Origin of the sequence: Moraxella sp. Pampa (assembly GCF_035181385.1) — a bacterium.
Lineage (GTDB): Bacteria > Pseudomonadota > Gammaproteobacteria > Pseudomonadales > Moraxellaceae > Moraxella.
In genome coordinates, this window is record NZ_JAXCJK010000003.1 from 238,174 (window position 1) to 262,440 (window position 24,267).

Here is a 24,267-nt window from a genome sequence, read left to right on the forward strand (position 1 = left end):
ATGATTTGTATTAAAGAGTATGCGTGTATTTTTGTGATGATTTCATTATAATAAAAGTCAAAATAAATACAAGTATTTGCGACAAAAAGCATCAACTTTATTGATTAACAAGACATCTGTGAGAAAAAATGACCGATTTAACCAATATTCCTTTGCCACCAGAGCCACCAGAAGATTATGAATGTTGTAATAATGGTTGCGATGAACTGTGTGTATTTGAAATTTATCGCTTGCAAAAAGCAGATTATGATGCCAAATATAATCATGGGCATGATCATTTAAATAAAAGCATTCGTTCAAAAGAGGGTACTGATGAGTGATGGTGTATTAAAACCGTCGGAGAATTTTGATGCCATCATCATCGGTGCTGGTGCTTCTGGGTTGTTTTGTGCATTTCATGTTGCTCTTTATGGCAAGCGTGTCTTGGTGCTTGACCATGCCAATAAAGCAGGCAAAAAAATTCTCATGTCTGGTGGCGGTCGCTGCAATTTTGTTAATATGTCGGTTACACCTAATGCGTTCATCGGTCAAAATTGCCATTTTGTAAAATCTGCTTTGAGCCGCTATACAAGTGATGATTTTATCAAACTTGTACAAAAACATGGCATCGCTTATCATGAAAAATCACACGGAGAGCTGTTTTGTGATGATTCATCTAAAGACATTTTAAATATGCTCATCAGCGAGTGTGATATGGCAGGTGTGGATATTCGTTTAAATACAAGTATTGATCAGATTGTCAAAAATCATACGGACGAATTTAAGCTGTCTATCTTGCCAAAAAATGGCAAGTCTTATGAATTATCTTGTCGTCATTTGATTATCGCTACAGGCGGATTGTCAATTCCGACACTTGGTTCTAGTGGCTTTGGTTATCAAACCGCAGTCCAGTTTGGACATAGCATTGTGCCCACTGAAGCGTCCTTGGTGCCATTTACTTTTACTGACCGAGTAGGCGAGCTGACTAAGTCGTTGGCGGGCATCAGTCTTGATGTGGTTGCTTTTAATGATAAGGCAAGTTTTACCCTGCCCATGCTTTTTACTCATCGGGGTCTGTCTGGGCCTGCAATGCTTCAGCTGTCTAATTATTGGCAATTAGGAGAGATGATTAGTATCAATCTATTGCCTGAGCATGATGTAGGACGGCTGCTGATTGATGCAAAAAGAACATACCCAAAACAGTATATTCGTACTATTTTGGCACCTTATTTCCCCAAAAAATTATTGGCGGTTTTGCAGAGTGTTTTTTGGCAAAAATGGCAGGATATTGAGCTTGCCAATGTCAAAGATAAGGACTTGGTGAATATTGGTAAAAACATCAATGCTTGGCAAATTAAGCCGTCAGGCACGGAAGGCTATCGGGTGGCGGAGGTAACCCGAGGTGGTGTCAATACAGATGAGGTGAAAGGTAAAACGATGGAGAGCAAGCTGTGTTCACGATTGTACTTTATTGGTGAAGTGCTTGATGTGACAGGACATTTGGGCGGATTTAATTTCATGTGGGCTTGGGCGAGTGCTTATGTGTGTAGCGAGGCAGTGGGAGCAGATTGGTAAGCACTTTGGTTGCCAGACTCGCTGGGCAAAATATTTTTTCCTATCATTGATCAGTAAAAGCCACCAATTCTTTAACAGGCATTCTGCCATTTAATTGTGGTGTGATGGTATGGTTTAGTATGCTGATTTGAGCAAGAAAGTCTGCCCTTGGGATTAAAGTTGCTCCAAGACTCATTAGGTGTGAGTTTTCTAATTGGCAATCAATCAGTTGTATATTTTTGTGTTTTGCAATCACATTCATTGCCCAAAATGCCATTTTTGATGCGTCTGTACGAGTGTGAAACATACTCTCACCACAAAATACTGCACCAAGTTGTAAACCGTACAGCCCTCCAATCAGCTCGCTGATTTGTGGTTCGCCTTCCCAAATCTCAATGCTAATCGCCACGCCTATTTCATGCAGGCGTGTGTAAGCATCTATCATTTGAGTGGTTATCCAAGTATCATCAGCATAAAGGCGAGGTTTGGCACAGGCGTGAATAACACGCTTAAAAGCGGTATTTGTGCTGATTTGCCAAGTGGATTTTTTGGCAGTGCGGACAAGGCTGTTAGACGGTTGAAAATCGTGGGGGCGTAGCACACAGCGAACAGGTGGACACCACCAACAAATTGGGTCGCCATCATTAGACCAAGGAAAGACCCCCACACGATAGGCATTTAATAGCGTGGCGATGGATAAGTCAGCTCCTGCACCAATAAAGCCGTCTTCGTCTGCCACATCAATGATGTTAGAGAAATTAAACACAGAGCGGTCAGCAATGGCGTGTAGGTCGGCAAGACTAAGAATTTGCATGATGTTAATGGCGTATTGTTGCTAAGTACTACATGGATATTGTTTATAACCAATGACAGCAAAAGTTTATCAAAACAACAGATGATATCGACAAAATCAAAATATTGAATGATTGCGGTAATGACCAATGAGCCAAGTCAAAAAGGACGAAAAATTCATCGCCCTTTGATTGGTTTAAAAATTACAAACCGTCTAAATACTTTTCAGCGTCTAGTGCTGCCATACAGCCCGTTCCTGCCGATGTGATGGCTTGGCGATAGATGTGGTCGGCGACATCGCCTGCGGCAAACACGCCTTGTACGCTGGTGGCGGTGGCATTGCCATTTAATCCGCTATTGACTGTGATATAGCCATCTTTCATGTTGATTTTACCATCAAACATGGCAGTGTTTGGTGTATGTCCAATGGCAACAAACATTCCTGTTACATCAAGTGTTTTGCTTGTGCCGTCTGTGTTTTCAATGACCACCCCAGTAACGCCCATCTCATCACCCACAACTTCTTTGATGGTGCTGTTCCATTCAATAGAAATATTGCCATTGTTGACTTTCTCAAACAATTGTTCTTGCATGATTTTTTCAGCACGCAGGGCATCACGGCGATGCACCAGCGTTACATGGTTTGCAATATTTGATAGGTACAAGGCCTCTTCAACAGCAGTATTACCACCACCAATAACCGCAACTTTTTGATTTTTATAAAAAAATCCATCACAAGTTGCACAAGCTGACACACCACGACCCATGAATCTAGATTCGCTTTCAAGCCCTAGATATTGAGCGGTTGCCCCTGTGGCGATGATGAGTGCATCACAAGTGTAACTTTGTTTATCACCCATGAGTGTGAATGGGCGATTTTGTAAATCCACATCTTGAATGTGGTCATAAATAAGCTGTGTGCCAAATCGTTCGGCGTGCTCTTTCATTTCTTCAACAAGTGCTGTGCCCGTTAGGCCGTGGCGACCACCTGGCCAATTGTCAATCTCAGTGGTGGTGGTCAACTGCCCACCCACAGTCAAGCCTGTGATGATGACAGGGTTTAGGTTGGCACGAGCAGCATAAATGGCGGCTGAATAGCCAGCAGGTCCAGAACCCAAAATGATCAGTTTGTGATGTGTCATGAAAAATCCCAATGATTAAATCTAATATCTATATAAATTTTTCTAGTATATGGGAAAATTAGTAAAGATTGCAAGACAAATCTGGCAAATCGTCATGATTGACAAAAGTAAATTTAGAGAATAGTATCCAGCCTATTAAAAATTTTTTGCAAAATCATGATAAAACTTTTGGTATATCAAAGCGTTATCCTATATAATGTAGAGTTTGAATTTTTGACCGCCTACCATAAAGCATCATACCATGAATAAACTACTACAATACGATTTTGTCAATCAAATGCTCGGTCAGCTGCCTACTATTAAACGCTTGTTTTTTAGTGTGGTTGCTGTAGCATTATTTGCATTTTTGTTCGTCTCTTTGTTTTCTTATGACCCTACCGACCCTGCTTGGTCTTATGTGGGTGCTCATCAAGACATTACCAATATTGGCGGTCGTTTGGGGGCATGGACAGCAGATATTTTGCTTGTGTTTTTTGGATTTGGTGCGTGGTTTATCTTGCTGGTGATTGTGTATGAGTTGGTGCATTTGTGGTGGGAGCGTACTTCTGTTTTTTGGCTATTACGATTCTTTGCTTATGTGTTCTTATTGGCGTGCGTAAGTGCACTTTGTGCACAAATTGGTACATGGTGGGGGAATAAATCAACCATCTTTGGTGGCGTGCTTGGGCATGAGCTGATGGCATCATTGGTGGGGGTGTTAGGCGTGATGGCTACAATCGGATTTTTGGGTGTTGTTGGGCTGGTTGTGGCGGTTTTGACTTTTGACATTCCTTGGCTGGCATTTTGGCAAAAGCGTTACCGCAAGGCGGGGGTTGATGAAGTTGATACAAAAGATATGATGAGTGATGAAAGTAGTTATCATGATAAATTCATCATCAGTCAAAACAGCCCAATAGTTCCTAATTATCAGCCACACAATCACGAAGGCACGCTGGAGAGCTTTTTGGTAAATTCTGGTTTGCGTGAGGAGTTGATCGCCAAAAAACAGGCGGAATTGGACAGTAAGCTTGCAGAAGATCATACAGGTAGCATGCCAATCTATGAGACGCATACTCAGCCCAACTATGAGAATTTGCCCAATGATGTCGTAGGCGAAATGAGCGTTGTGGATGCTAATGCACCCCATCAGGCTGATGAACCGACCGCTTTTGATGATTTTATTGAGCAATCAGTGGTGTTGTCGGATATCAATGACAGCGATGTTTCTCATGAGGTGGGTTTTGATGAGGTGATTTTGCCTGATTTGCAAGAAACAAACTTGCAAGAAATGAGCTTGCCAAAAACAAAAGTGGATTTAAAGGGGTTGGATTTGGGTGATCTGGCGGTCAATAACGATGTTGGATCGTTTGAGTTGCCTAATGCCCCTCAGTTTGATGCCTTTCAGCCTGATGACTTTCAAATGGCGGAGTCAACAAAAGTAGAGCAAGCACCTGTGCATAATATCATGCCAAAATCCATGCCAAGCGGTGTTGAGAGACCAAAATCACACGCCATGAGTACATTGGAATATCGCATGAGTCTAAGTCCTGTGCCTACGCTTGATATCTTAGACCCAAAACCTAAAAAGTTCATCACTTATACCCCAAGCCAACTCCAAGAACTCTCAGAATTGCTTGAAATCAAATTACAAGAATTTAACATCAAAGCCAGTGTGATTTCGGCGATGGTGGGGCCTGTGGTTACTCGCTTTGAAGTGGACTTGGCGGCAGGCATCAAGGCGAGTCGGGTCAGCAAGATTTCTCAGGATTTGGCACGCTCCATGCGTATGACTTCTTTGCGGGTGATTCCTGTGATTGCAGGCAAATCCTATATTGGCATTGAGGTGCCAAACCGTAATCGCCAAGAGGTTGGTCTGATTGAGCTTTTGGATACTGATGACTATAAAAACCCAAATGCTGGCATCAGCATTGCTATTGGGGCAGATATTAATGGCAAACCTGTGATTGCTGACCTTGCCAAAGCACCACATATGCTGGTGGCAGGTACGACAGGTTCGGGCAAATCGGTACTGGTGAATTCGTTTTTGATGTCTATGCTGTTAAAATATACGCCAGACGAGCTCAAACTGATGCTGATTGATCCAAAACAGCTTGAACTGGCCAATTATGTCGACATTCCGCATCTGCTGACCCCTGTCATCACTGATATGGCGGAAGCGACCGCTGCACTTAATTGGTGCGTTACCGAGATGGAACGCCGTTATCTTCTCATGAGCAAGCTGCGTGTACGCAATTTGGCCGCTTTTAACCAGAAGATTGCCGAGGCAAATGAAGCTGGTGAGCCAATTTTAGATCCATTGTGGCATGCTTCTGATCATGTGAGTGATGGTGCGCCTAAGCTAAAACCATTATCAAAAATTGTCGTTGTGGCAGATGAATTTGCCGACATGATCATGCAACTTGGCAAAACTGCCGAGGAGCCGATTGTCCGACTTGCCCAAAAATCTCGTGCGGCAGGCATTCATCTAATCTTGGCAACCCAAAGACCTGTGGCAAATGTGGTTACTGGTCTTATCAAGTCCAACATTCCTTCTCGTGTTGCTTTGCGTGTGAACTCTGCAACCGACAGTCGCATCATCATCGAAGAATCTGGGGCGGAGAATATGCTTGGGCATGGTGATATGATGTTTTTGGCACCAGGGGCGATTGAGACTGAGCGTGTGCATGGGGCGTATGTTAAAGATGATGAGGTAAATCGTGTAACGGATGCTTGGCGTGAAAGGGGCGTGCCTGATTATATCGATTTAAGCGAAAGCTATACCTTTGAAGGAGAGGGCTCTGGCGATGGCGGTGCAGGCGGTGATGATGAGTATTTTGATTTGGCGGTATCGCACATTTTGGAGACTCGTAAGGTCTCTATTTCTGCCTTACAGCGTAAATTTAGTATTGGCTATAATCGTGCTGCACGCATTGTTGATGTGATGGAAGAGCGAGGGGTGGTCAGTGCAGCAGATCACAGTGGCAAGCGTCAGATTTTGATGTAGGTTGATATGGATTTACATGGTTATTTGCCCATCATTGTGGCATTGGGCATTTTGGGTTTTTTATTGGGTAATATTTTTGCCCTAAAACCCAAAGCTCATGAGGTGAGGACGGCAGATTTTCGCCTGTTGGCTCGTCAGTTTGGCATTAATCCTAAGCTTATCACTCGCCCAAACTGGCTACCTGCCAAGCCTCAAAAACAAAATCATCATACCGCTAAGACTGATTTTGTGGCAATGTACGCCATGGTGCGTGATGATTGGCGATTGCCGATGGTGCGTTTTGTTCGTGTTGATGGTGTGTGGCAGGGGGCTGATGATGAACTTGCCACATTGATTGAGAATATGCCAAAGACCATCACAGATCATGCGGTGGGATTGCAATTTAAAGCCAACAGCGTAGCATTGTATTGGGCAGATGCTCATTATCAGTCATCACAAGGTATGCATCAATTAGATATAAATACTGCCAAAATGGATTTGCAAAAGCTGTGTCAAGCACTCAACATATTGGGTGATTTTGTCAATGCACGCAAATGATGCGGTTGGCTGTTAATAATTATCATCAATCATGATTGCCATCTTGTCATGATGGGCGATTGTGTGCTATTTTATAAAATAGTATTTTGACTGGTCAATTTTGTCCATTTTAGTGGACAATCCAATAAAAACCAATATAAAAAGGTAACTTCATGGCTGTGAAAGCAACCACCAAAAAAATCAGTAAAGCTGCCAAGCCTAAATCGCCTACTGAGGGTAAATCGCTGGTTATTGTAGAATCACCTGCCAAAGCCAAGACGATTAATAAATACTTAGGCGATGGCTTTATTGTGCGTTCTAGTGTCGGTCATGTGCGTGATTTGCCTGTGTCTGGTAAGGATAGAGCCAAAGAAAAAAGCGATGAAACAGGGCTGTCTCGTGAGCAAAAGGCACAGCGTGCACTTGTGCGTCGTATGGGCGTAGACCCTGAGCATGATTGGGAGGCGGTGTATGAGGTTTTGCCAAACAAAACCAAAGTGATTCGAGAGTTGAAAGCGTTGGCAAAAGAGGCAGACACCATCTACCTGGCAACGGACTTGGACAGAGAGGGTGAGGCGATTGCATGGCACCTAAAAGAGGTGATTGGTGGCAATGATGATAAATATAGCCGAGTGGTGTTTAATGAAATTACCAAAACCGCCGTGCAAAATGCCTTTAAAAATCCAAGTAAGCTAAATATTGACCGAGTGAATGCTCAGCAAGCACGAAGATTTCTTGATCGTGTGGTGGGCTTTATGGTGTCGCCATTATTATGGGCAAAAGTGGCTCGTGGGCTGTCAGCAGGGCGAGTGCAGTCAGTGGCAACTCGTCTGGTGGTAGAGCGTGAACGAGAGATTCGTGCCTTTGTGCCTGTGGAATATTGGGAAATTCATACCAATAACCAAGTGATTGGTGATACGATACGCCTAGAGGCAACCAAATTTCAAGGAAAAAACCTAGAACTTGGCAACCAAGCCGATGCTGATGCGATCGTTCGTATTTTAAGTAATGCTGATTTTGTTGTGTCTAGCATTGATGAAAAGCCTACTCAATCTAAAGCGTCCGCACCTTTTATCACATCAACTTTGCAACAAGCTGCGAGTACTCGCTTGGGGTTTTCGGTCAAAAAAACCATGATTCTTGCCCAGCGTTTGTATGAAGCAGGTTTTATTACTTATATGCGTACCGACTCAACTTTTTTAAGTCAAGATGCTTTAACAGCGGTGCGTGATTACATTGGCAAGGCGTTTGGTCAAGAATATCTGCCAGAAAAGCCTAATCATTATGGCAATAAGCAAAATGCCCAAGAGGCTCATGAGGCGATTCGCCCATCCAGCGTTGCCATCAAATCTGGCCAGCTGACAGCAATGGAGCGAGATGCACAGCGGCTTTATGAATTGATTTGGCGACAGTTTGTGGCGTGTCAGATGGTGCCTGCCCGTTATCGTTCGGTCAGTCTTATTGTAGATGCCAACGGTGTAGAGCTCAGAGCCAAGGGGCGTAAACTGGTCTTTGATGGCTATACTAAGGTTCAATCCCCCACTAAAAGTGATGATGTGCTATTGCCAAATGTACAAGTAGGTGAAAAATTACCACTCATTAGCATTGAGCCTAGCCAGCATTTTACCAAGCCGCCTGCCAGATATTCTGAGGCAAGTCTTGTTAAAGAGCTTGAAAGTCGTGGTATTGGCAGGCCATCAACCTATGCTTCCATCATTTCTACCATTCAAGAGCGAGGCTATGTCCGACTGGAAAATAAACGCCTGTATGCTGAAAAAATGGGTGATATCGTAACCGAACGACTGATAGAAAGTTTTCCTGATTTGATGGATTATGCATTTACAGCAGGTCTTGAAGATAAGTTGGACGAAGTCGCTGAGGGTCATCAAGATTGGAAGCGAGTGTTGGATAATTTTTATGGCGATTTTAAGAATAAACTTGACACCGCCAAAGGTAAAGACGGCATGCGTCCTAATGACCCAACCAATGTGCCAGACATTCACTGTGATTTGTGTCATCGCCCCATGCAAATTCGTACAGGTTCAACTGGTGTGTTTTTAGGTTGCACAGGCTATAATCTACCACCAAAAGAACGCTGTAAAGGTACAAAAAACCTCGTATCAGCATCGGCCCTTATTTTTGATGTTGATGATGATTCGGCAGAGGTGAATGCCTTGATGGAGAAAAAGCGTTGTCCAAAATGCAACTCAGCAATGGAGGCTTGTATCGTTGATGGTGGCTTAAAATTACACATCTGTGGCAATAATCCTGACTGTGATGGCTATATGCTTGAACGAGGTGTTTTTGAGCTGGTGGCAACAGAAAATACCAAAGATGTGCCTGCCATTTCTTGTGATAAATGTGATGGGCAGATGACTTTAAAAACAGGTCGCTTTGGTGCTTATTTTGCCTGCAATGACTGTGATAATACCAGAAAGGTGCTAAAAAATGGTGAAGTTGCACCACCACGCATGGCTGCGATCAGTATGCCAAATCTACGCTCACAGAAATTTGATGATCATTATGTACTTCGTGAAGGAGCTGCAGGTTTATTTTTGGCGGCCAGCAAATTTCCCAAAGTTCGTGAGACTCGCCCACCAAAACTTAGTGAGCTTCGTCCGATTAAAGATGAGCTGGAACCAAAGTTTGCCTATTTGTTTGATGCGCCAGATGCTGATGATAAAGGCAATCCAACGATTCTTCGCTGGTCTCGTAAGAATGCCGAACAATATATTGGCTCAGAAAAAGATGGCAAGGCAACACGCTTTGCCTTGGTGTGGCGAGATGGTAAATGGATAGAGGCGTAATGCCAGTATTTTAAGCAATTTTTAATGATTGATTTTGAATAAAAAAGCCTGCCGATGAGCAGGCTTTTTTTGTATGGCTAAATCCACATAAATTTTGGTGAATTACAACCATAACACTTGGTTATAAATTATTTTGATTTAGAGTATTGATTTTATCTAATATACATTTTAAGAGTATGGATTTATATTAAAACCATAATAATATTATGTGTTTATTTTGTTACATATCTATTCTAGTTGTTACTAATCAATTTTGGAGTTTGCCATGAAGCGTTTTGGCTTATCAGTAATGATGTTTTCTACTTTGATTGCGATATTGGCTGTTGTGTTTGTTGGACTGCTTGCTTTGACACAGTTTGCTCGTCCAGAGTCTGCCACCAAGCCAGTCGCCCAAGACGAGCAACAAGCAAGTCAAGAGTCGCTGGTCAGTACTCGCCCAGATGAGCCGATTAAACCGATTGCTTTACCCAATATTGACAACCCGAAGGCGGTTGCACTTGGTCAAAAACTGTGGTTTGATACCCGCTTATCTAAGTCTGGCGGTTTGTCGTGTAATTCGTGCCACAATCTTGCGATGGGTGGTACGGATAATATGCCAACTTCTATTGGGCATAAGTGGGCAGAGGGTCCAATTAACTCTCCTACTGTGTTAAATAGCGGTCTTGCTATTGCTCAGTTTTGGGATGGTCGTGCTAATACCTTAAAAGAGCAGGCGGGCGGGCCAATTGAAAATCCACTTGAAATGGCATCTACTCATGACCATGTGGTTAAAGTATTAAATAGTATTCCTGCGTACCAAGATGAATTTAAAAAGGCATTTAGTGATTATCAAGATGCCATCACTATTGAACAGGTAACTCGTGCATTAGCAAGTTTTGAGGATACGCTGGTTACGCCAAACAGCCGTTTTGATAAGTGGCTTGCTGGCGATGATAAGGCAATTAATGAACAAGAATTGCGTGGTTATAAAACATTTAAGCAATCAGGCTGTGTGGCATGCCATAATGGTGAATTGCTAGGTGGCGGTTCATTCCAAAAGTTTGGTGTATTTGAGCAATATACCACCAAAAATTTATCTGAAGGTCGGTTTGCGGTAACTGGCAAACCAGAGGATAAAATGCTCTTTAAAGTACCAACGCTTCGTAATATTGAGCTGACCTATCCGTACTTCCATGACGGTCAAGTAAATTCACTAGAAGAAGCGGTGAAAATCATGGGTAAAATTCAGCTGAATCAAGATTTTACTGAGGTAGAGACGGCTGATATTGTGGCATTTTTAAAAACCTTAACAGGCGACCAGCCAAAACTGCAATACCCACACTTACCGCCATCAAATCCGAACACGCCATTACCCAATCCATTTGGTAAATAATCAGATGAATAAAAAAACAAGGCAGTCTGTGATTGTCTTGTTTTTTATTTTAAGAATAATCATAAAGGTAAAAATGTGCTTGCTACTTTAATGGCAATGACCCAAAATTTTATGGCTTTTCATTTTAAAAATAACTGACCGAGTGTGGTTGTCTACTCATCTGATCCGTCTTTAAGCTGGTGTAGATTTTAATTGGTTTTTTTAAATAAATAAATACAAAAAGACGCTGTTACTTTAAAATCACTTTGCATTTTTAGGGCTGTTTTGCGGTCAAGTTTGGCCTTGTAGGTGTAAGGGGTCATGTCAATCAAATCAGCCAAACTTTGACCATCAAGCATCAGTGGGGCATCAATACACCATTCGTCAATGAGTGTAAACTCTGGCGACAGTTGAGTGATGAACTTGGTGGGGTCGTGTGGCTTGACCACACCAAATAACTGTTCACGCATGGCATAAAGGTGCTGCTGAGCGGGTGTGGCGATGAGTAGATGGCCACCAGTTTTTAAAGCTCTGAGCATTTCAGCTTTTGGTAAAGGACTAAAAAAACTCGTGCAAATATCCATATCGCCATCAGCCACAGGCAGTACCACTCCTGTGCCAACTACCCAAGTAATACCGCCGTGAATATCTTGATTTTTATAAGTTTTTGAGGCGGTAATGATGGCAGTTTTGGCAATATCTAAGCCAATCACTTGTCTGCCATCATCTGCCAAGATGCTTGTGTAATAGCCTTCACCACAACCGATGTCAAGTATCGTCTTGGGCGACAGCTTGTTGATGATACTTGCAATTTCATCACGCAGTGGCTGATAATGCCCACCTGATAAAAAGCGTCTGCGAGCCTGTACCGATTCTGGTGTGTCGCCTGCATGATGGCTATTTTTGTGCTGAACGATATGTAAATTGACATAGCCGTCCTTGCTGATGTCGTAGCTGTGGCGGTTTTGACAAGTATAAGTTTTGCCTTGTAAATCTAGAACGGTTTGGCAGATGGGGCAGGTGAGCATTGTTTGATGGCTTAGTAAAAAATCGTCCTATTTTATCGTAAAAGATGGTTTTTGGCTATGCCAATCACACATTTATGCTTTTATCTCATCTCTTTTAAATACCCAGTCTTTGTCTGTGCTTGCCAGTTCGTCAAAATAATAGCCATCAACATCAAAGTTTTTTAATTGCTCAGGGTCAGTGATGGCATTTTTGGTGGCAAAGTTTACCATCATGCCACGAGCTTTTTTAGCATAAAAACTGATGATTTTGTATTGACCATTCTTTTGGTCAAGGAATTTTGGTGTGATGATGCTGGCGTTGATTTTATTGGGCTTAACCGCACCGTAATATTCGTTAGACGCCAAATTGACTAAAACATCAGAACCGCTATTTACAATGCGTTCGTTAATCAGGTTGGTGATTGTATCACCCCAATATTGATATAGATCATCAGCGTGAGGCGTTTTGAATTTTGTGCCCATTTCAAGACGATAAGGGAGCATTAAATCCAGTGGTTTGAGCAATCCATACAGTCCTGACAAAATGCCTAAATGCTTGTTTAGATACAAGATTTGTGTCTCATTGAGTGAATAGGCATCAAGCCCTGTATAGACATCGCCATCAAATAAATAAGCGGCAGGTTTGGCATTATCATCAAAAGGATACGCCCAAATTTGATTGCGTGCGACATTAAGTTCGGCAATTTTGGCAGAAATGTGCATGAGCTCTTGCAAATCTAGCACATCTTTGGTTTTTAGAGTTTTCATCAGCTCGATGGCGTGTTCAATAAGAGCAGGCTGGCTGTATTGATGATTAAGACTGACTGGAATGGGTGTTTTTTCGTCTAGATTCTTGGCAGGGGATAATAAAAAATACATGGCAATTTTCCAAATTATTCAAACTAACTTACTTTATTATAGGTAAAATTTGTCAAAATACAAAGTTAAAATTACCAATTCTTATGTTTTGTGCATTTACAGGCCGACTTATGGGTTGTGAGGTTTTTGCGTGTTCCAAAAAAACCGCCCCCAAAAAAAGGCGGTTTTTATCACTATAAACATCTATAAAAAATTGCTAATACTTTTATTTAAAATCCTTAGGATTTAAACAGCTTGGCAAGTGGCGGATAGGATCGCTCTCACAGCCCCGCAAGCTGGCACGCCATCTTAAAATTTGCTTCGCCTGCCGAATCTAGGATTACATCATCCCAATTTTGCGAACTATAAAAGCTAATGGGATAGGTTTCGCTCCATACGCTGTTGCCTTGCTTGTCATAAAGCACCGCGCTACTAAAATCCCGTTTTTGATGGGTGCAGTCAAAATGGTAAAGAGATTTGATTTGCCAATAGGTTTTGCCACTGAAAGAAGTTTGGGCGGTTTTAAAATCGAATCGTACCCACGCACTGACATACCGCCCACCGCCTGTAAAAGACTCGACACGCACGCTGTCTTTGTCTAAATAATCTTTAAAATCTTTGGTTTCGCCTGTCTGCACCCAATCGCTTGCAAAGGCAGGCGTGGCAAGCATGAACGCAATGATAAGATATTTTTTCATAAAGCCTCCTTAAATTTTGACTATTTTAATTTGTTGAACCATAAAAAACCACCCATTAAGAGTGGTTTTTTTAATTTTACATAAAATCTTTGGGATTTAGACAGCTTGGCAAATGCTTGGCAGGGTCGCTGTCATAGGCTTGTATCGCCTCATCCACACTCACACCCAAAGCCTTGGCAACGCCCTCACCATAGGCTTTATCGCAAAAGTAGCAGTTACGAATATGACGGTATTTAATAAAATCCAAGGCATCGCCCATTGCCGCTGCGGTGCTGTCAAACAAGGCTTGCTTTTGCGTGTCGTTCATCAGATTAAACAACGCGCGTGGCTGGCTAAAATAATCATTATCGTCTTCACGAAAATCAAAAATCGCAGCGTGTCCGTCAATCTTTAAGGGTGGTTCGGCAAATTGTGGTTGTTCTTGCCATTGGTTAAAGCTGTTTGGTTCATAGTGCGGACGGCTACCGTAATTGCTATCCACTCGCCCTTGACCGTCTCGGTGGTTGGTATGCACAGGACAACGGGGGGCATTCACAGGGATTTGGTGGCGGTTTACGCCCAAACGATAGCGTTCGGCATCGGCATAATTGACAAGGCGTGCTTGCAACATTCTATCAGGCGATACGCTAATGCCTGGCACCAGATTGCTTGGGGCAAAGGCGGCTTGCTCCACATCCAAAAAATAGTTGTCAGGATTTTTGTTTAGTTCAAACTCGCCCACTTGTATCAAGGGAAACTGTTTTTTTGACCACACTTTGGTCAAGTCAAAGGGGTGAAAATCCACGCTACTTGCCTCTTCTTCTGGCATGACTTGGATAAACATCGTCCATTTGGGAAAATCGCCTTGTTCAATGGCTTCGTACAAATCTTTTTGGTGGCTTTCACGGTCTTTGGCAATTACCGCCTCTGCTTCGCTATCCGTCAAATTTTGGATGCCTTGCTTTGTGCGAAAGTGGAATTTGACCCAAAAGCGTTCGTTATCAGCATTGATAAAGCTGTAAGTATGGCTACTAAATCCGTGCATATGGCGGTAGGATTTGGGAATGCCACGGTCGCTCATCACAATGGTTACTTGATGCAACGCCTCTGGCAGCAGCGTCCAAAAATCCCAGTTGTTGGTGGCACTACGCATATTGGTGCGTGGGTCTCTTTTGACCGCTTTGTTTAGGTCAGGAAATTTTAGGGGGTCACGCAAGAAAAACACGGGCGTGTTGTTGCCCACCATATCCCAGTTGCCCTCTTCGGTATAAAATTTTAGGGCAAAGCCACGAATGTCTCGCTCGGCGTCCGCAGCCCCACGCTCGCCTGCCACGGTGGAGAAGCGTGCAAACATTTCGGTTTTTTTGCCAACTTCACTAAAAATCTTGGCACGGGTGTATTTTGTGATATCGTGGGTTACGGTAAATGTACCAAACGCCCCAGAGCCTTTGGCGTGCATACGCCGTTCTGGAATGACTTCACGAGCAAAGTCGGCAAGTTTTTCGTTAAGCCACAAATCTTGCAGTAGGATAGGACCTCTTGCCCCTGCGGTCATACTGTTTTGATTTGAGACCACAGGCGCACCGTTTTGGCGTGTCAGGTGGGTAACAGGGCAAACGGCTTTGTGGGCATCTTGTAGTTCAAGCGTTTGGGGGTCAATCGTGTTGGTTTTGTTGTCTGTCATTTTGTTGTCTGTCATTTTGTTGTCTTTCATAGCTTTTTTGTCTGTCATAAAAATCCTTGGCGATGGCTAGGGTTAAAAACTCATTATAGCAAGAATGAATGAAAATGTATGTTGGTTTTTGTATCATTCCATCGCTTTTACTTTGCTTTCAATAAAAGCGATTTCATCGTCGCTTAATCCGTATTTGGCATACAGTTGCTTATCAATATCGGCTATACAGACTGTCCAATCAATATCGGAATTATTGGTAAAATCTTGTAGGGGGACTTTTGACCATTTTTCTTTGGTATTATCTTGGGTAATTTTTAAAATACCGAGCATTGTCCGAGCAAATTTACTTTTAATATATTTTAAGCAATTTTCAGCTTCCAAACGATTATCAAAACAACCAATGGCTACAAAGGTTTCGGTATACCCGATTAGGGGTTCCCCGATTAGGGGTGTACTTAGCACTTCACCAATCGCCCCAGAACCGTTGGCTTTGGGTAAAATGACTTTAAAAGACCCCAAATTTTCAGGCTCGCTTAAATACGCTCTTTTAAACCATTTAAAGCATCTATCATTTTCAAATCTTCCTAGAATTTGAATGTACTCTCCCCCATCATTAGGAATTTTATCAGTGAAAAGATTAGGCAATTTAATAAAAGCGTTTGAAGCAATTCTTCTATCTGATATTTGTGTCATTTCGCTTGGATAATCTTTATAAATTTTATCCGAATAACGATATTGTCCACGATTGGTAACAATCTCATCTAATGTATCTTTTGCTAATTGCCCAACTTTTAGAGAAATTGTATTTAATTCACTAAAAGTCGTAAATGTACCAACTTTTCCAAAATCTTGATAAATATCACGGTATAAAATGGCAATACCACCTTTAATATCGGTATTGGAAAATAAATTATCGGATTTTTGCTCATAATAAACAACTTTAATGTGTTTATCATTTAGCATTTTTTCATTCCAATTTTTATCCGTACTGCCAGCATTAAATAAAAATCTGGCTGGTGAAATTAAGCAATATTTATCAGAATGTTTTTCTGCCAATTCATAAAAATGATGATAAATAGGCGTATCTTTTGTGCTTTCGCCTTTTGCATTTTCTTGATAAGGCGGATTGCCCACAATTACATCAAACTTCATTGCTTTTCCAAAAAAATCGGTTAATTTTTTATTAAAATCCAAATCGCCCCCTTTATACAGGCTTTCGGCGTATGGCGTAGTATCCAGCATCACAATATTGTGCTTGATATGCTGATTATCAGCAAACCCTAAAATAAAGTTTTTGGCAATTTGATAAATAATCTCGCTTGGGGCAAAACCATAGACTTGATTGGCAAAAATATGTTTTAATCGCTCGGTCGGATTTGGGAATTGATTTTCTAGTCCAATATATAGCCGTTTGACAATCTCGGTCATATATAACCCAGATTTCATATACAAATCAGCAAAAGTTAAATCAGGATTTTTGAAAATATTAGGATTTTCTTGTTCAAATTTATCTATCATCATTTTTACCACCCATTTTGGGGTAAAAATCTGATTGGTTTTTTGGGGTGGAATATAATCAAAAATGTCTTCTTTTTGATGTTCAAAATAGTTTGCCAAATCAAAGCGTTTATTTAAAAACTCTTGTACGGAAGTATCAAAAACTTGCTCATCAAAAAATTGGTGTTTGTCCCTTAATAGGCGAAATTGGTCAAGCGTAATGCCAGTAACTTCTTTAAAAACGCTGTCTGAAATATGGTTATCAAAATTTGCCAAAGTGGTGTTTTTGTTGCCATACGCCATCAAAAATGACGGAATGGTGCGACTAAATCCACGCAAACGCCCACGCACATCGTCTTCAACCGTGTTTTGTTTGTTTTGTTCGGCTTTTTGCAAAATGGTTTCGGTGCTATTTTGGGTAAACTCGGCGACTTTTTCGCCAACCTTTTGGCTAATTTGATTTTGTAAATCCTGTGTGATGATTTGCGTTTTGATTTCATAATCCTTTTGGATTTGCTGTTTTTCATCATCGCTTTGGGCGTTTTTTAAGTCATTTTCATATTCGGCTTTGATTTGGTTTTGAGCGATTTGGCTATGGCTTTGTATTTTTTGGATTTCGCCTATTATCGCTTGGCTTTGTTCTTTTACAACTTTTTGTGCAAATTTTTCGGTTAAGCCATTGTCTTTTGCCAATTCAACAAAGGCGGTTTGTGTGAATATATCGGTAACTTTTTTTGCCAAATCGTCATTATGCAAATTTTCATTTTGAATAATGGTCTTGGTTGCTGTCTGAATATCGCCATAAACTTTTTCGCCAAAACGAGCATTGTTGGTATTGATAACCGTTTTATTATCCACCACCGCATTACCGTCATCATCTACTTGCACGCCTTGTGTGTCAATCGGTTTATTGACTTTTTCTTTGTTGATTTTGCCATTATCATAAGGCTCAATTTGCTCCAAAATTTCAAGCACTTCGCTATTTGCCCCAAAAATCCCTGAAATATTTTGGAATAACAAATTACTCATAAAGCCTTGTCTGACCACTTGGTTGGCTTTAAATAATTTTGGAATGGTTAATACTTGATTGACATCAAGCTCCACCATTTTGCCTTCGCTGTCTTCGGCAATGACAGGAAAGAAATTTAAGAGTTGTTTGATGTTGTCTTTTCGTTGGTTTTCTGTGCCACCGCCATTTGAAGTGCTTGACAATAAGTTATTGGCAAATTCATCATAAATAATCAAAGTGCGTTCTGGGGCAAAATCAAACACATACGCATTTTTCTTTTGCAAAACTTGACCGTCTTTTTCATAGACCCAAGGATTTTGGGCACGAAAAGCCGTTTGCCAATATTGTGCAGGCGATTTGACATTGGATAACATCAAAACCGCCGTCCACTCTGGAATGGTAACGCCTGTGGTGAGTTGTCCAACCGATAGCGTGATGGTTTTATCGTGATTTTTAATGGCTTCTTTGACTCGTTGCAGAGCATTTTGATTGACCGTTTCATTATCAAAACGCCCATCGCCCACTGCCAAAATAATATGATAATTTTCAAAAACAGGGTGATTGTTTAGTAATTTGGCTAAGGCTTTGGCACTGTCTATACGCTCTAATAACCAAAAAGAATGCTTGATTTCATCTCGCAATGCTTTGGTAGAAAAAGGGTATTTTTCGTTTTTGGATAAAGTGTCTAGCCATTTTTTCACTTCTTTTTCGTGTTCAAATTTGCCTTTATCATTGGTCGCAAAAAATTCATTCAAATCAAACGCAAAATCCAGATTTTGACCTTCAATATCCGCCCCCTTATTCACTTCATCGCTAATCATCGCACTCATCTGATAGCTAAATAAATTTAAAGTCGGCAAAGTTTTATAAGGATTGCTGTCTTCATTAGACCAATTTAATTTAGCGGATTGTTCATCCACATAGCTCCAATTATAAATCTCATCTTGGGTAAATTTACCGTCTGACAATGCTTTAAATGGCGTACCTGACAAATGCAAAACATAATTGCAAGTGATATTCTCCAAAGCCACATCAGCTTTTAGGGTATCCACACCTTCGTGTGCTTCATCAATGACCAATAAATCCCATTGTAACTCTTTGACCCATTGTAATTTATCAATCCTGCCGTCTGCACTAAAATGTATTGACCCTTTTAAATCTTGCAAAGAAATAAAAGCGATGATGTCTTTTTTGCCATTGGGCTGATTTAATTGGTTGGTATATTGCTCACGGTTTAATACCGCACGCCCTTTTAGACTCTCTGATGTAGAAACAAAAACATAATCGGTTTGCCACGCAATAAATTGTTCAAAATCATCAAACCACGAATTACCAATGGCAGGGCGGTTGGTCAAAATCAATACTTTTTTGGCATTTAATTGCCTTGCCAAATCATAAGTGGTTAAGGTTTTGCCAAATCTTGGCTTGGCATTCCACAAAAATTTGCCATTTTTATTTTCTTGAAAATACGCCAAAGTTTGATTGACCGCATCTTGTTGCTCTTGGCGTAATTGATAATCTGATTGTTCTTTTTGTTGATTGTAATGTTGAGCGACAAAATCATTAAAATCATCCAAACTTTTTAGGGGTGTGCCATTATAAAAAAACCATTCGGTATTTGGTTTGTTTTTGACATTCTTATGGCGTTTTAGATAACTGTGTAATAAATGGTCGGTAAAATATTGATTATTACAAAATTTAGCAATCTCACGCCACAATAAATCATATGCCAAATCCACCGTGCCCACCTGTTCTTTGATGCGAGTACGCACATCTTGGCGTTCGGTATAGCCAATTTTTACCCAACCGTTTTTATCGCTGACAGTTGGTAGCGTATACGCATAAATCTGCGGAAAAATCGCTTTGGTGGTTTGTATGTTCGCTTTGTTCATACATTAATCTCCATAAAGTCAATCAATTTACCTGTTTGCCAATCTTTGATTTTGACACGCTGACCATTTGTAACAATGGTTTTTGATTGCACATTGTCAAATAAATCGTTTTGATAATGAATAATCGTTTCAATTTTTTGTGATAACGGAATACATTGTGTCAAGCCGTCCATTTGAAAAACATTGTAGCTGATAATTTGGGCAATTTGCATTAATTCAGCAAAAGACGGTTCGCATTGCCATTTGTCCACATAAAAATCCCAATAAGTAAAAAGCAAATTTTGCCTTGCCAATAATAAAGAATCGCCATTCCATTCAAAGCCATAACTTGCTTGATAGGCTTTTTTGACCAGTTTTTGCCATTGTTGCTTATAGTGAATTTCTTTGTTGATTCTTTGTAGTTTTCTGTCCAAAAAACCGACTCTTTTTTTGATTGGTATTTTTTTGGCGGTGGTCATTTCATAGCGATTGGCGATATACGGTGCTTCGCCACAAGTGATTTCAAGCCAACTGCGTGAAATATAAGTTATTAAATCGTCATTGATAAAATTTTCATCCAACGCATCATTTTGTAATTTGACCACCCAACTGGGGGTAAAAACCTCAGCTTTATTTTTGGTACGCTGTTTTTGTTCTGATTTTGGCTTTAATGCTCGTGGTACAATCAAGCCTTTGTTATCGCCTGTGATAAGATTGGGGGTGATTTGACAAGTGGCTTTGTAGTGTTCGCCCAAATATTGGTAATTATGATTTGCCCAAATAATATTGCATTTGCGTTTGCTATAAAAAGAAGTGGTTCTATCTTTTAATAAAATTTCTAAAATTTCAGGGCAATGTTGGTATAAAGCATTTTCATTGACATTAACAACGCTTAAATTGGGTATGTTTTTGTTAAAAAAGAGTGGCTTGGTGATCATCACACACCACCTTGTTGTAGGCATACAAAAAACCCACCACCAAACGGCGGTAGGCTAAAAAATGGGTAAAATTTGGCTTGACTTCTAGTTAAAAGTCGGCAAAATAACGGCTGAACGGCTGAACGGCTGAACGGCTGAACGGCTGAACATTATAAGGATGGTAAATTGATTTGCAATCATTTTATTTGTGTTTTTAAAACAATTTTGACAAGGTATTTGGCAACTATTTTAGCATAAAATTTACGGCTTGCCGATAAAAAAACACCCCCAATCGGGAGTGTTTTTTAGAACAAACTAGCGGTAACGCAATTAGCAGTTGTAGCCTAGGTCATAACGGTCGGCGTTCATCACTTTTGTCCACGCTTTGACAAAGTCACGAGCAAACTTTTCACGGCTGTCGTCTTGGGCGTATAGCTCAGCGTAGGCACGCAAGATTGAGTTTGAGCCAAACACCAAGTCCACACGAGTGGCGGTAAATTTAGTTTCGCCAGATTTACGCTCATTGATGTTGTAGCTGTTGCGACCTGTTGGCTCCCAAGTGTAGTTCATATCCACAAGGTTACGGAAAAAGTCGTTACTTAGCACGCCCACTTTGTCGGTAAACACGCCGTGCTTGTTGCCTTCAAAGTTAGCACCCAATACACGCAAACCACCCACAAGCACGGTCATTTCCACCGCCGTCAAGCCCAAAAGCTGTGCACGGTCAAGCAAAAGCTCTTCTGGTTGTGGGGCATAGTGGGCTTCTTGGAAGTTTCTAAAACCGTCGTGAACTGGCTTTAAGTACTCAAAGCTCTCGGCATCGGTCATCTCTTGTACTGCATCGCCACGCCCTGCATCAAATGGCACTGCTACATCAAGCCCTGCGTCTTTAATCGCTTTTTCAACGGCTGCTGTGCCTGCCAATACAATCAAATCCGCCATTGAGACTTCTTTACCACCGTTGTCATCAGCAAAGGCTTTTTGAATGCCTTCAAGCACGCTTAGCACTTTTTGTAGACGCTCTGGCTCATTGCCTACCCAGTCTTTTTGGGGTGCTAGGCGAATGCGTGCACCGTTGGCACCACCACGATAGTCCGACCCACGGAAAGTGCGAGCACTGTCCCAAGCAGTTGCCACAAGCTCGCCAATGCTTACATCAGATGCCAAGATTTTTTCTTTTAAAGAGTTAATCTCATCAGCGGTTGGCACATATTTGGGGGCAGGGATTGGGTCTTGCCAAATCAAGTCTTCGCTTGGCACAAGTGGTCCTTGATAGCGAGATTTTGGTCCCATATCACGGTGGGTCAGTTTGAACCACGCACGCGCAAAGGCATCGTCAAACGCCGCTTGGTCGTTCAAGAATTTTTCAGAAATCGCACGGTATTCTGGGTCTTTGATAAGTGCCATATCGCCGTCATTCATCGTGATTTTGCGTTTGATAGACGGGTCGTTTTGGTCAACAGGCATATCTTCCTCGTCCATTTCAGACGGTTCCCATTGATGAGCCCCTGCTGGCGATTTGACATTGACAAATTTGTCTTCGTATTTGAACAACAATTTAAAAAACTCATTGTCCCAACGGTCAGGATTGGTTGTCCACGCCCCTTCAATACCTGATGTGATTTTGGCAACATCTTTGGCATCGGTTTTCCAGCCCAAGCCTTGATTGGCGATGTCCGCACCCTCAGGCTCTGCACCGACTTTACTGGCGTCTGCGTTGCCGTGCTGTTTGCCGATGGTGTGTCCACCTGCCACAAGGGCAACGGTTTCTTCTACGGTTACGCCCATACGCTTAAAGGTGATTTTCATATCACGCGCGGTGGCGATTGGGTCAGGGTTGCCGTCCACGCCTTCTGGGTTGATGTAAATTAGACCCATCATTACCGCTGCCAGTGGGTTTTGCAAATCACGGTCGCCAGACCAACGGTTGCCCTCTGAGCCTGTTTTGGCAAGCCATTCTTTTTCGCTACCCCAATAAGTGTCTTTTTCTGGGTGCCAAATGTCTTTACGACCAAAGGCAAAACCAAAAGTTTTAAGACCCGCCGCTTCATAGCCCATTGTGCCAGCCAGTACAATCAAATCCGCCCACGAGATTTTGTTGCCGTATTTTTGTTTGATAGGCTGTAATAGACGGCGTGCTTTGTCAAGGTTTGCGTTGTCTGGCCAAGAGTTTAGGGGGGCAAAGCGGATATTGCCTGTGTTGGCACCGCCACGACCGTCTGCCGCACGGTAGCTACCTGCTGAGTGCCACGCCAAACGACCCATCAAACCGCCATAGTAGCCGTGGTCAGCAGGCCACCAGTCTTGGCTGTTACGCAAAACTTCTTCTAAGTCTTTTTTTAGGGCGTCCACATCCAGTTTTTTAAGCTCTTGGGCGTAGTCAAAATCTTCGCCCAGTGGGTTTACTTTTTTGTCGTGTTGGTGCAAAATATCAAGGTTTAGTGCCTTGGGCCACCACGCCATTGGCGTTTCGCCGTCTTTGGTATTGCTACCGTGGAATGGGCAACCGCCACCGTGCTGTGGGGCAAAGGGCTTTTGGCTGTCGTTAAGTTCGTCTAGGACGATGTCTTGGGGGTTGTTTGGGTTACTCATATGCTTACCTTCTTTTTGGTTGGCTGATAAATACAAATATATGAATGAAAACATTTAACTAAGATTAAATGCCTGTAAGAGATTATAGATATCGCATTTTAATTAGTAAAATATATTATTTTTAATTTTTTGATTTAAATTTTAAATTTACTAAACTTGAAAAAATAGTTTTTTATTTAGAAAACTGATCTATAAAGATGTTAATATATCAACATAAAAAAAAGACCGCCAAAGTAAGCGGTCTTATGATTTTGGGGTTTATTCTTCATCATCGCCATAGTATTTAACCCCAATTTTAATGGGTTCACGCCCTTGGCTACGGCGAAAATTATTGGTATCACGGAGCGAATAAGCGCAGCCACAGTATTCTTGTTGATAAAAATGCTCACGCTTGCTAATCTCAATCATACGACTACTACCACCGCCTTTACGCCAATTAAAATCCCAATACTCAAGCCCTTCATAAGGGGCGGCCGCACGATGACCGCAATCGTTGATTTGGGACATATTTTTCCAGCGACTAATCCCCAAAGAGCTGGTCATCACCGAAAAGCCATGCTCATAAGCATACAAGGCAGTGCGTTCAAAACGCATATCAAAGCACATGGTACAACGACGACCTCTCTCAGGGTCTTGTTCCATACCCTTGGCACGAGCAAACCAGTTGTCCATATCATAGTCTGCATCAATAAAGGGAATGCCGTGTTTTTCAGCAAAGGCAATGTTTTCGTTTTTGCGAATGTCGTATTCTTTTTTGGGGTGGATATTGGGATTATAAAAATAAATAGTAAATTCAATACCGCTGGCAATCATCGCTTCCATCACTTCGCCCGAACAAGGGGCACAGCACGAATGCAAAAGCACTTTTTTGTGTCCATTTGGTGGGGTCAAAATTGGGCGGTCAATCGGCGTAAGATGTGGATTTGTTGGATCGGCTTTGGCGATTTGGGCTTTGCCTTTTTTGGGGCTGTGATGTTGGTCTGGGGTGTGAATTTGTGCGGTCATAATGGCTAATGGGCTAAAATTTGGGCGTATTATAG

Annotated in this window: 15 protein-coding genes and 1 pseudogene; 6 read left to right on the forward strand and 10 right to left on the reverse strand. The window is 41.7% G+C overall.

The annotated features are described in order from the left end of the window. Positions 1-128 precede the first annotated feature (128 nt). Positions 129-320, forward strand: a complete 192-nt coding sequence (locus R0123_RS07205) for an oxidoreductase-like domain-containing protein (RefSeq protein ID WP_323842078.1) — start codon at positions 129-131, stop codon at positions 318-320. Then, positions 313-1,554, forward strand: coding sequence for an NAD(P)/FAD-dependent oxidoreductase (locus tag R0123_RS07210; protein WP_323843574.1), 1,242 nt, complete (start codon positions 313-315; stop codon positions 1,552-1,554). The genes R0123_RS07205 and R0123_RS07210 overlap by 8 nt, the downstream gene beginning before the upstream one ends. 43 nt (positions 1,555-1,597) lie before the next feature. Here the strand turns inward: R0123_RS07210 and aat are convergent, their stop codons facing one another. Together aat and trxB are read right to left on the reverse strand one after the other, a co-directional pair. Next, on the reverse strand, positions 1,598-2,347 hold the full coding sequence (gene aat / locus R0123_RS07215; RefSeq protein ID WP_323843575.1) for a leucyl/phenylalanyl-tRNA--protein transferase: 750 nt from the start codon (positions 2,345-2,347) through the stop codon (positions 1,598-1,600). Between the two features lie 181 nt (positions 2,348-2,528). Then, the gene (gene trxB, locus R0123_RS07220; protein ID WP_323843576.1) at positions 2,529-3,467 is read right to left on the reverse strand and encodes a thioredoxin-disulfide reductase; all 939 of its coding nucleotides are present in this window, start codon (positions 3,465-3,467) and stop codon (positions 2,529-2,531) included. A gap of 325 nt (positions 3,468-3,792) precedes the next feature. Between trxB and R0123_RS07225 the strand changes: the two are divergent. The 4 genes and pseudogenes from R0123_RS07225 to R0123_RS07240 all read left to right on the forward strand — a co-directional run. Continuing rightward, positions 3,793-6,450, forward strand: a pseudogene (locus tag R0123_RS07225) (DNA translocase FtsK); the annotation flags it as partial. Positions 6,451-6,456: 6 nt separating this feature from the next. Continuing rightward, positions 6,457-6,987, forward strand: a complete 531-nt coding sequence (locus R0123_RS07230; RefSeq protein WP_323843577.1) for a hypothetical protein — start codon at positions 6,457-6,459, stop codon at positions 6,985-6,987. A 152-nt stretch (positions 6,988-7,139) separates the two neighbouring features. Next, a complete protein-coding gene (topA, locus tag R0123_RS07235) occupies positions 7,140-9,773 on the forward strand; it encodes a type I DNA topoisomerase (protein WP_323843578.1) in 2,634 nt (877 codons plus the stop codon). A gap of 265 nt (positions 9,774-10,038) precedes the next feature. After that, the gene (locus tag R0123_RS07240) at positions 10,039-11,145 is read left to right on the forward strand and encodes a cytochrome-c peroxidase (RefSeq protein WP_323843579.1); all 1,107 of its coding nucleotides are present in this window, start codon (positions 10,039-10,041) and stop codon (positions 11,143-11,145) included. Between the two features lie 188 nt (positions 11,146-11,333). Here the strand turns inward: R0123_RS07240 and R0123_RS07245 are convergent, their stop codons facing one another. From R0123_RS07245 to R0123_RS07280, 8 genes are all read right to left on the reverse strand, one after another. Continuing rightward, entirely contained in the window at positions 11,334-12,152 is an 819-nt protein-coding gene (locus tag R0123_RS07245; RefSeq protein ID WP_323843580.1) for a putative RNA methyltransferase, read from the reverse strand. 72 nt (positions 12,153-12,224) lie between these two features. Continuing rightward, the gene (yaaA, locus tag R0123_RS07250; RefSeq protein WP_323843581.1) at positions 12,225-13,010 is read right to left on the reverse strand and encodes a peroxide stress protein YaaA; all 786 of its coding nucleotides are present in this window, start codon (positions 13,008-13,010) and stop codon (positions 12,225-12,227) included. A gap of 260 nt (positions 13,011-13,270) precedes the next feature. Next, complete coding sequence (locus tag R0123_RS07255; RefSeq protein ID WP_323843582.1) at positions 13,271-13,687, reverse strand: surface-adhesin E family protein; 417 nt, start codon at positions 13,685-13,687, stop codon at positions 13,271-13,273. A 76-nt stretch (positions 13,688-13,763) separates the two neighbouring features. Further along, on the reverse strand, positions 13,764-15,350 hold the full coding sequence (locus R0123_RS07260) for a catalase (protein WP_323843606.1): 1,587 nt from the start codon (positions 15,348-15,350) through the stop codon (positions 13,764-13,766). A gap of 123 nt (positions 15,351-15,473) precedes the next feature. Continuing rightward, positions 15,474-19,739, reverse strand: a complete 4,266-nt coding sequence (locus tag R0123_RS07265) for an Eco57I restriction-modification methylase domain-containing protein (protein ID WP_323843583.1) — start codon at positions 19,737-19,739, stop codon at positions 15,474-15,476. Continuing rightward, positions 19,736-20,656 (reverse strand): restriction endonuclease, encoded by a 921-nt coding sequence (locus R0123_RS07270; protein ID WP_323843607.1) that lies wholly within the window; start codon positions 20,654-20,656, stop codon positions 19,736-19,738. Before R0123_RS07270 ends, R0123_RS07265 begins: the two co-directional genes overlap by 4 nt. Before the next feature lie 309 nt (positions 20,657-20,965). After that, entirely contained in the window at positions 20,966-23,227 is a 2,262-nt protein-coding gene (gene katG / locus R0123_RS07275; protein WP_323843584.1) for a catalase/peroxidase HPI, read from the reverse strand. 258 nt (positions 23,228-23,485) lie between these two features. Then, complete coding sequence (locus tag R0123_RS07280) at positions 23,486-24,232, reverse strand: epoxyqueuosine reductase QueH (RefSeq protein ID WP_323843585.1); 747 nt, start codon at positions 24,230-24,232, stop codon at positions 23,486-23,488. Positions 24,233-24,267 lie beyond the last annotated feature (35 nt).

Excerpts from the sequence above, each read along its gene's own strand:
- R0123_RS07205 (WP_323842078.1), top strand. The coding sequence starts at position 129 with ATGACCGATTTAACCAATATTCCTTTGCCACCAGAGCCACCAGAAGAT.
- R0123_RS07210 (WP_323843574.1), top strand. The coding sequence starts at position 313 with ATGAGTGATGGTGTATTAAAACCGTCGGAGAATTTTGATGCCATCATC.
- aat (WP_323843575.1), bottom strand. The coding sequence starts at position 2,347 with ATGCAAATTCTTAGTCTTGCCGACCTACACGCCATTGCTGACCGCTCT.
- trxB (WP_323843576.1), bottom strand. The coding sequence starts at position 3,467 with ATGACACATCACAAACTGATCATTTTGGGTTCTGGACCTGCTGGCTAT.
- R0123_RS07230 (WP_323843577.1), top strand. The coding sequence starts at position 6,457 with ATGGATTTACATGGTTATTTGCCCATCATTGTGGCATTGGGCATTTTG.
- topA (WP_323843578.1), top strand. The coding sequence starts at position 7,140 with ATGGCTGTGAAAGCAACCACCAAAAAAATCAGTAAAGCTGCCAAGCCT.
- R0123_RS07240 (WP_323843579.1), top strand. The coding sequence starts at position 10,039 with ATGAAGCGTTTTGGCTTATCAGTAATGATGTTTTCTACTTTGATTGCG.
- R0123_RS07245 (WP_323843580.1), bottom strand. The coding sequence starts at position 12,152 with ATGCTCACCTGCCCCATCTGCCAAACCGTTCTAGATTTACAAGGCAAA.
- yaaA (WP_323843581.1), bottom strand. The coding sequence starts at position 13,010 with ATGTATTTTTTATTATCCCCTGCCAAGAATCTAGACGAAAAAACACCC.
- R0123_RS07255 (WP_323843582.1), bottom strand. The coding sequence starts at position 13,687 with ATGAAAAAATATCTTATCATTGCGTTCATGCTTGCCACGCCTGCCTTT.
- R0123_RS07260 (WP_323843606.1), bottom strand. The coding sequence starts at position 15,350 with ATGACAGACAACAAAACCAACACGATTGACCCCCAAACGCTTGAACTA.
- R0123_RS07265 (WP_323843583.1), bottom strand. The coding sequence starts at position 19,739 with ATGAACAAAGCGAACATACAAACCACCAAAGCGATTTTTCCGCAGATT.
- R0123_RS07270 (WP_323843607.1), bottom strand. The coding sequence starts at position 20,656 with ATGATCACCAAGCCACTCTTTTTTAACAAAAACATACCCAATTTAAGC.
- katG (WP_323843584.1), bottom strand. The coding sequence starts at position 23,227 with ATGAGTAACCCAAACAACCCCCAAGACATCGTCCTAGACGAACTTAAC.
- R0123_RS07280 (WP_323843585.1), bottom strand. The coding sequence starts at position 24,232 with ATGACCGCACAAATTCACACCCCAGACCAACATCACAGCCCCAAAAAA.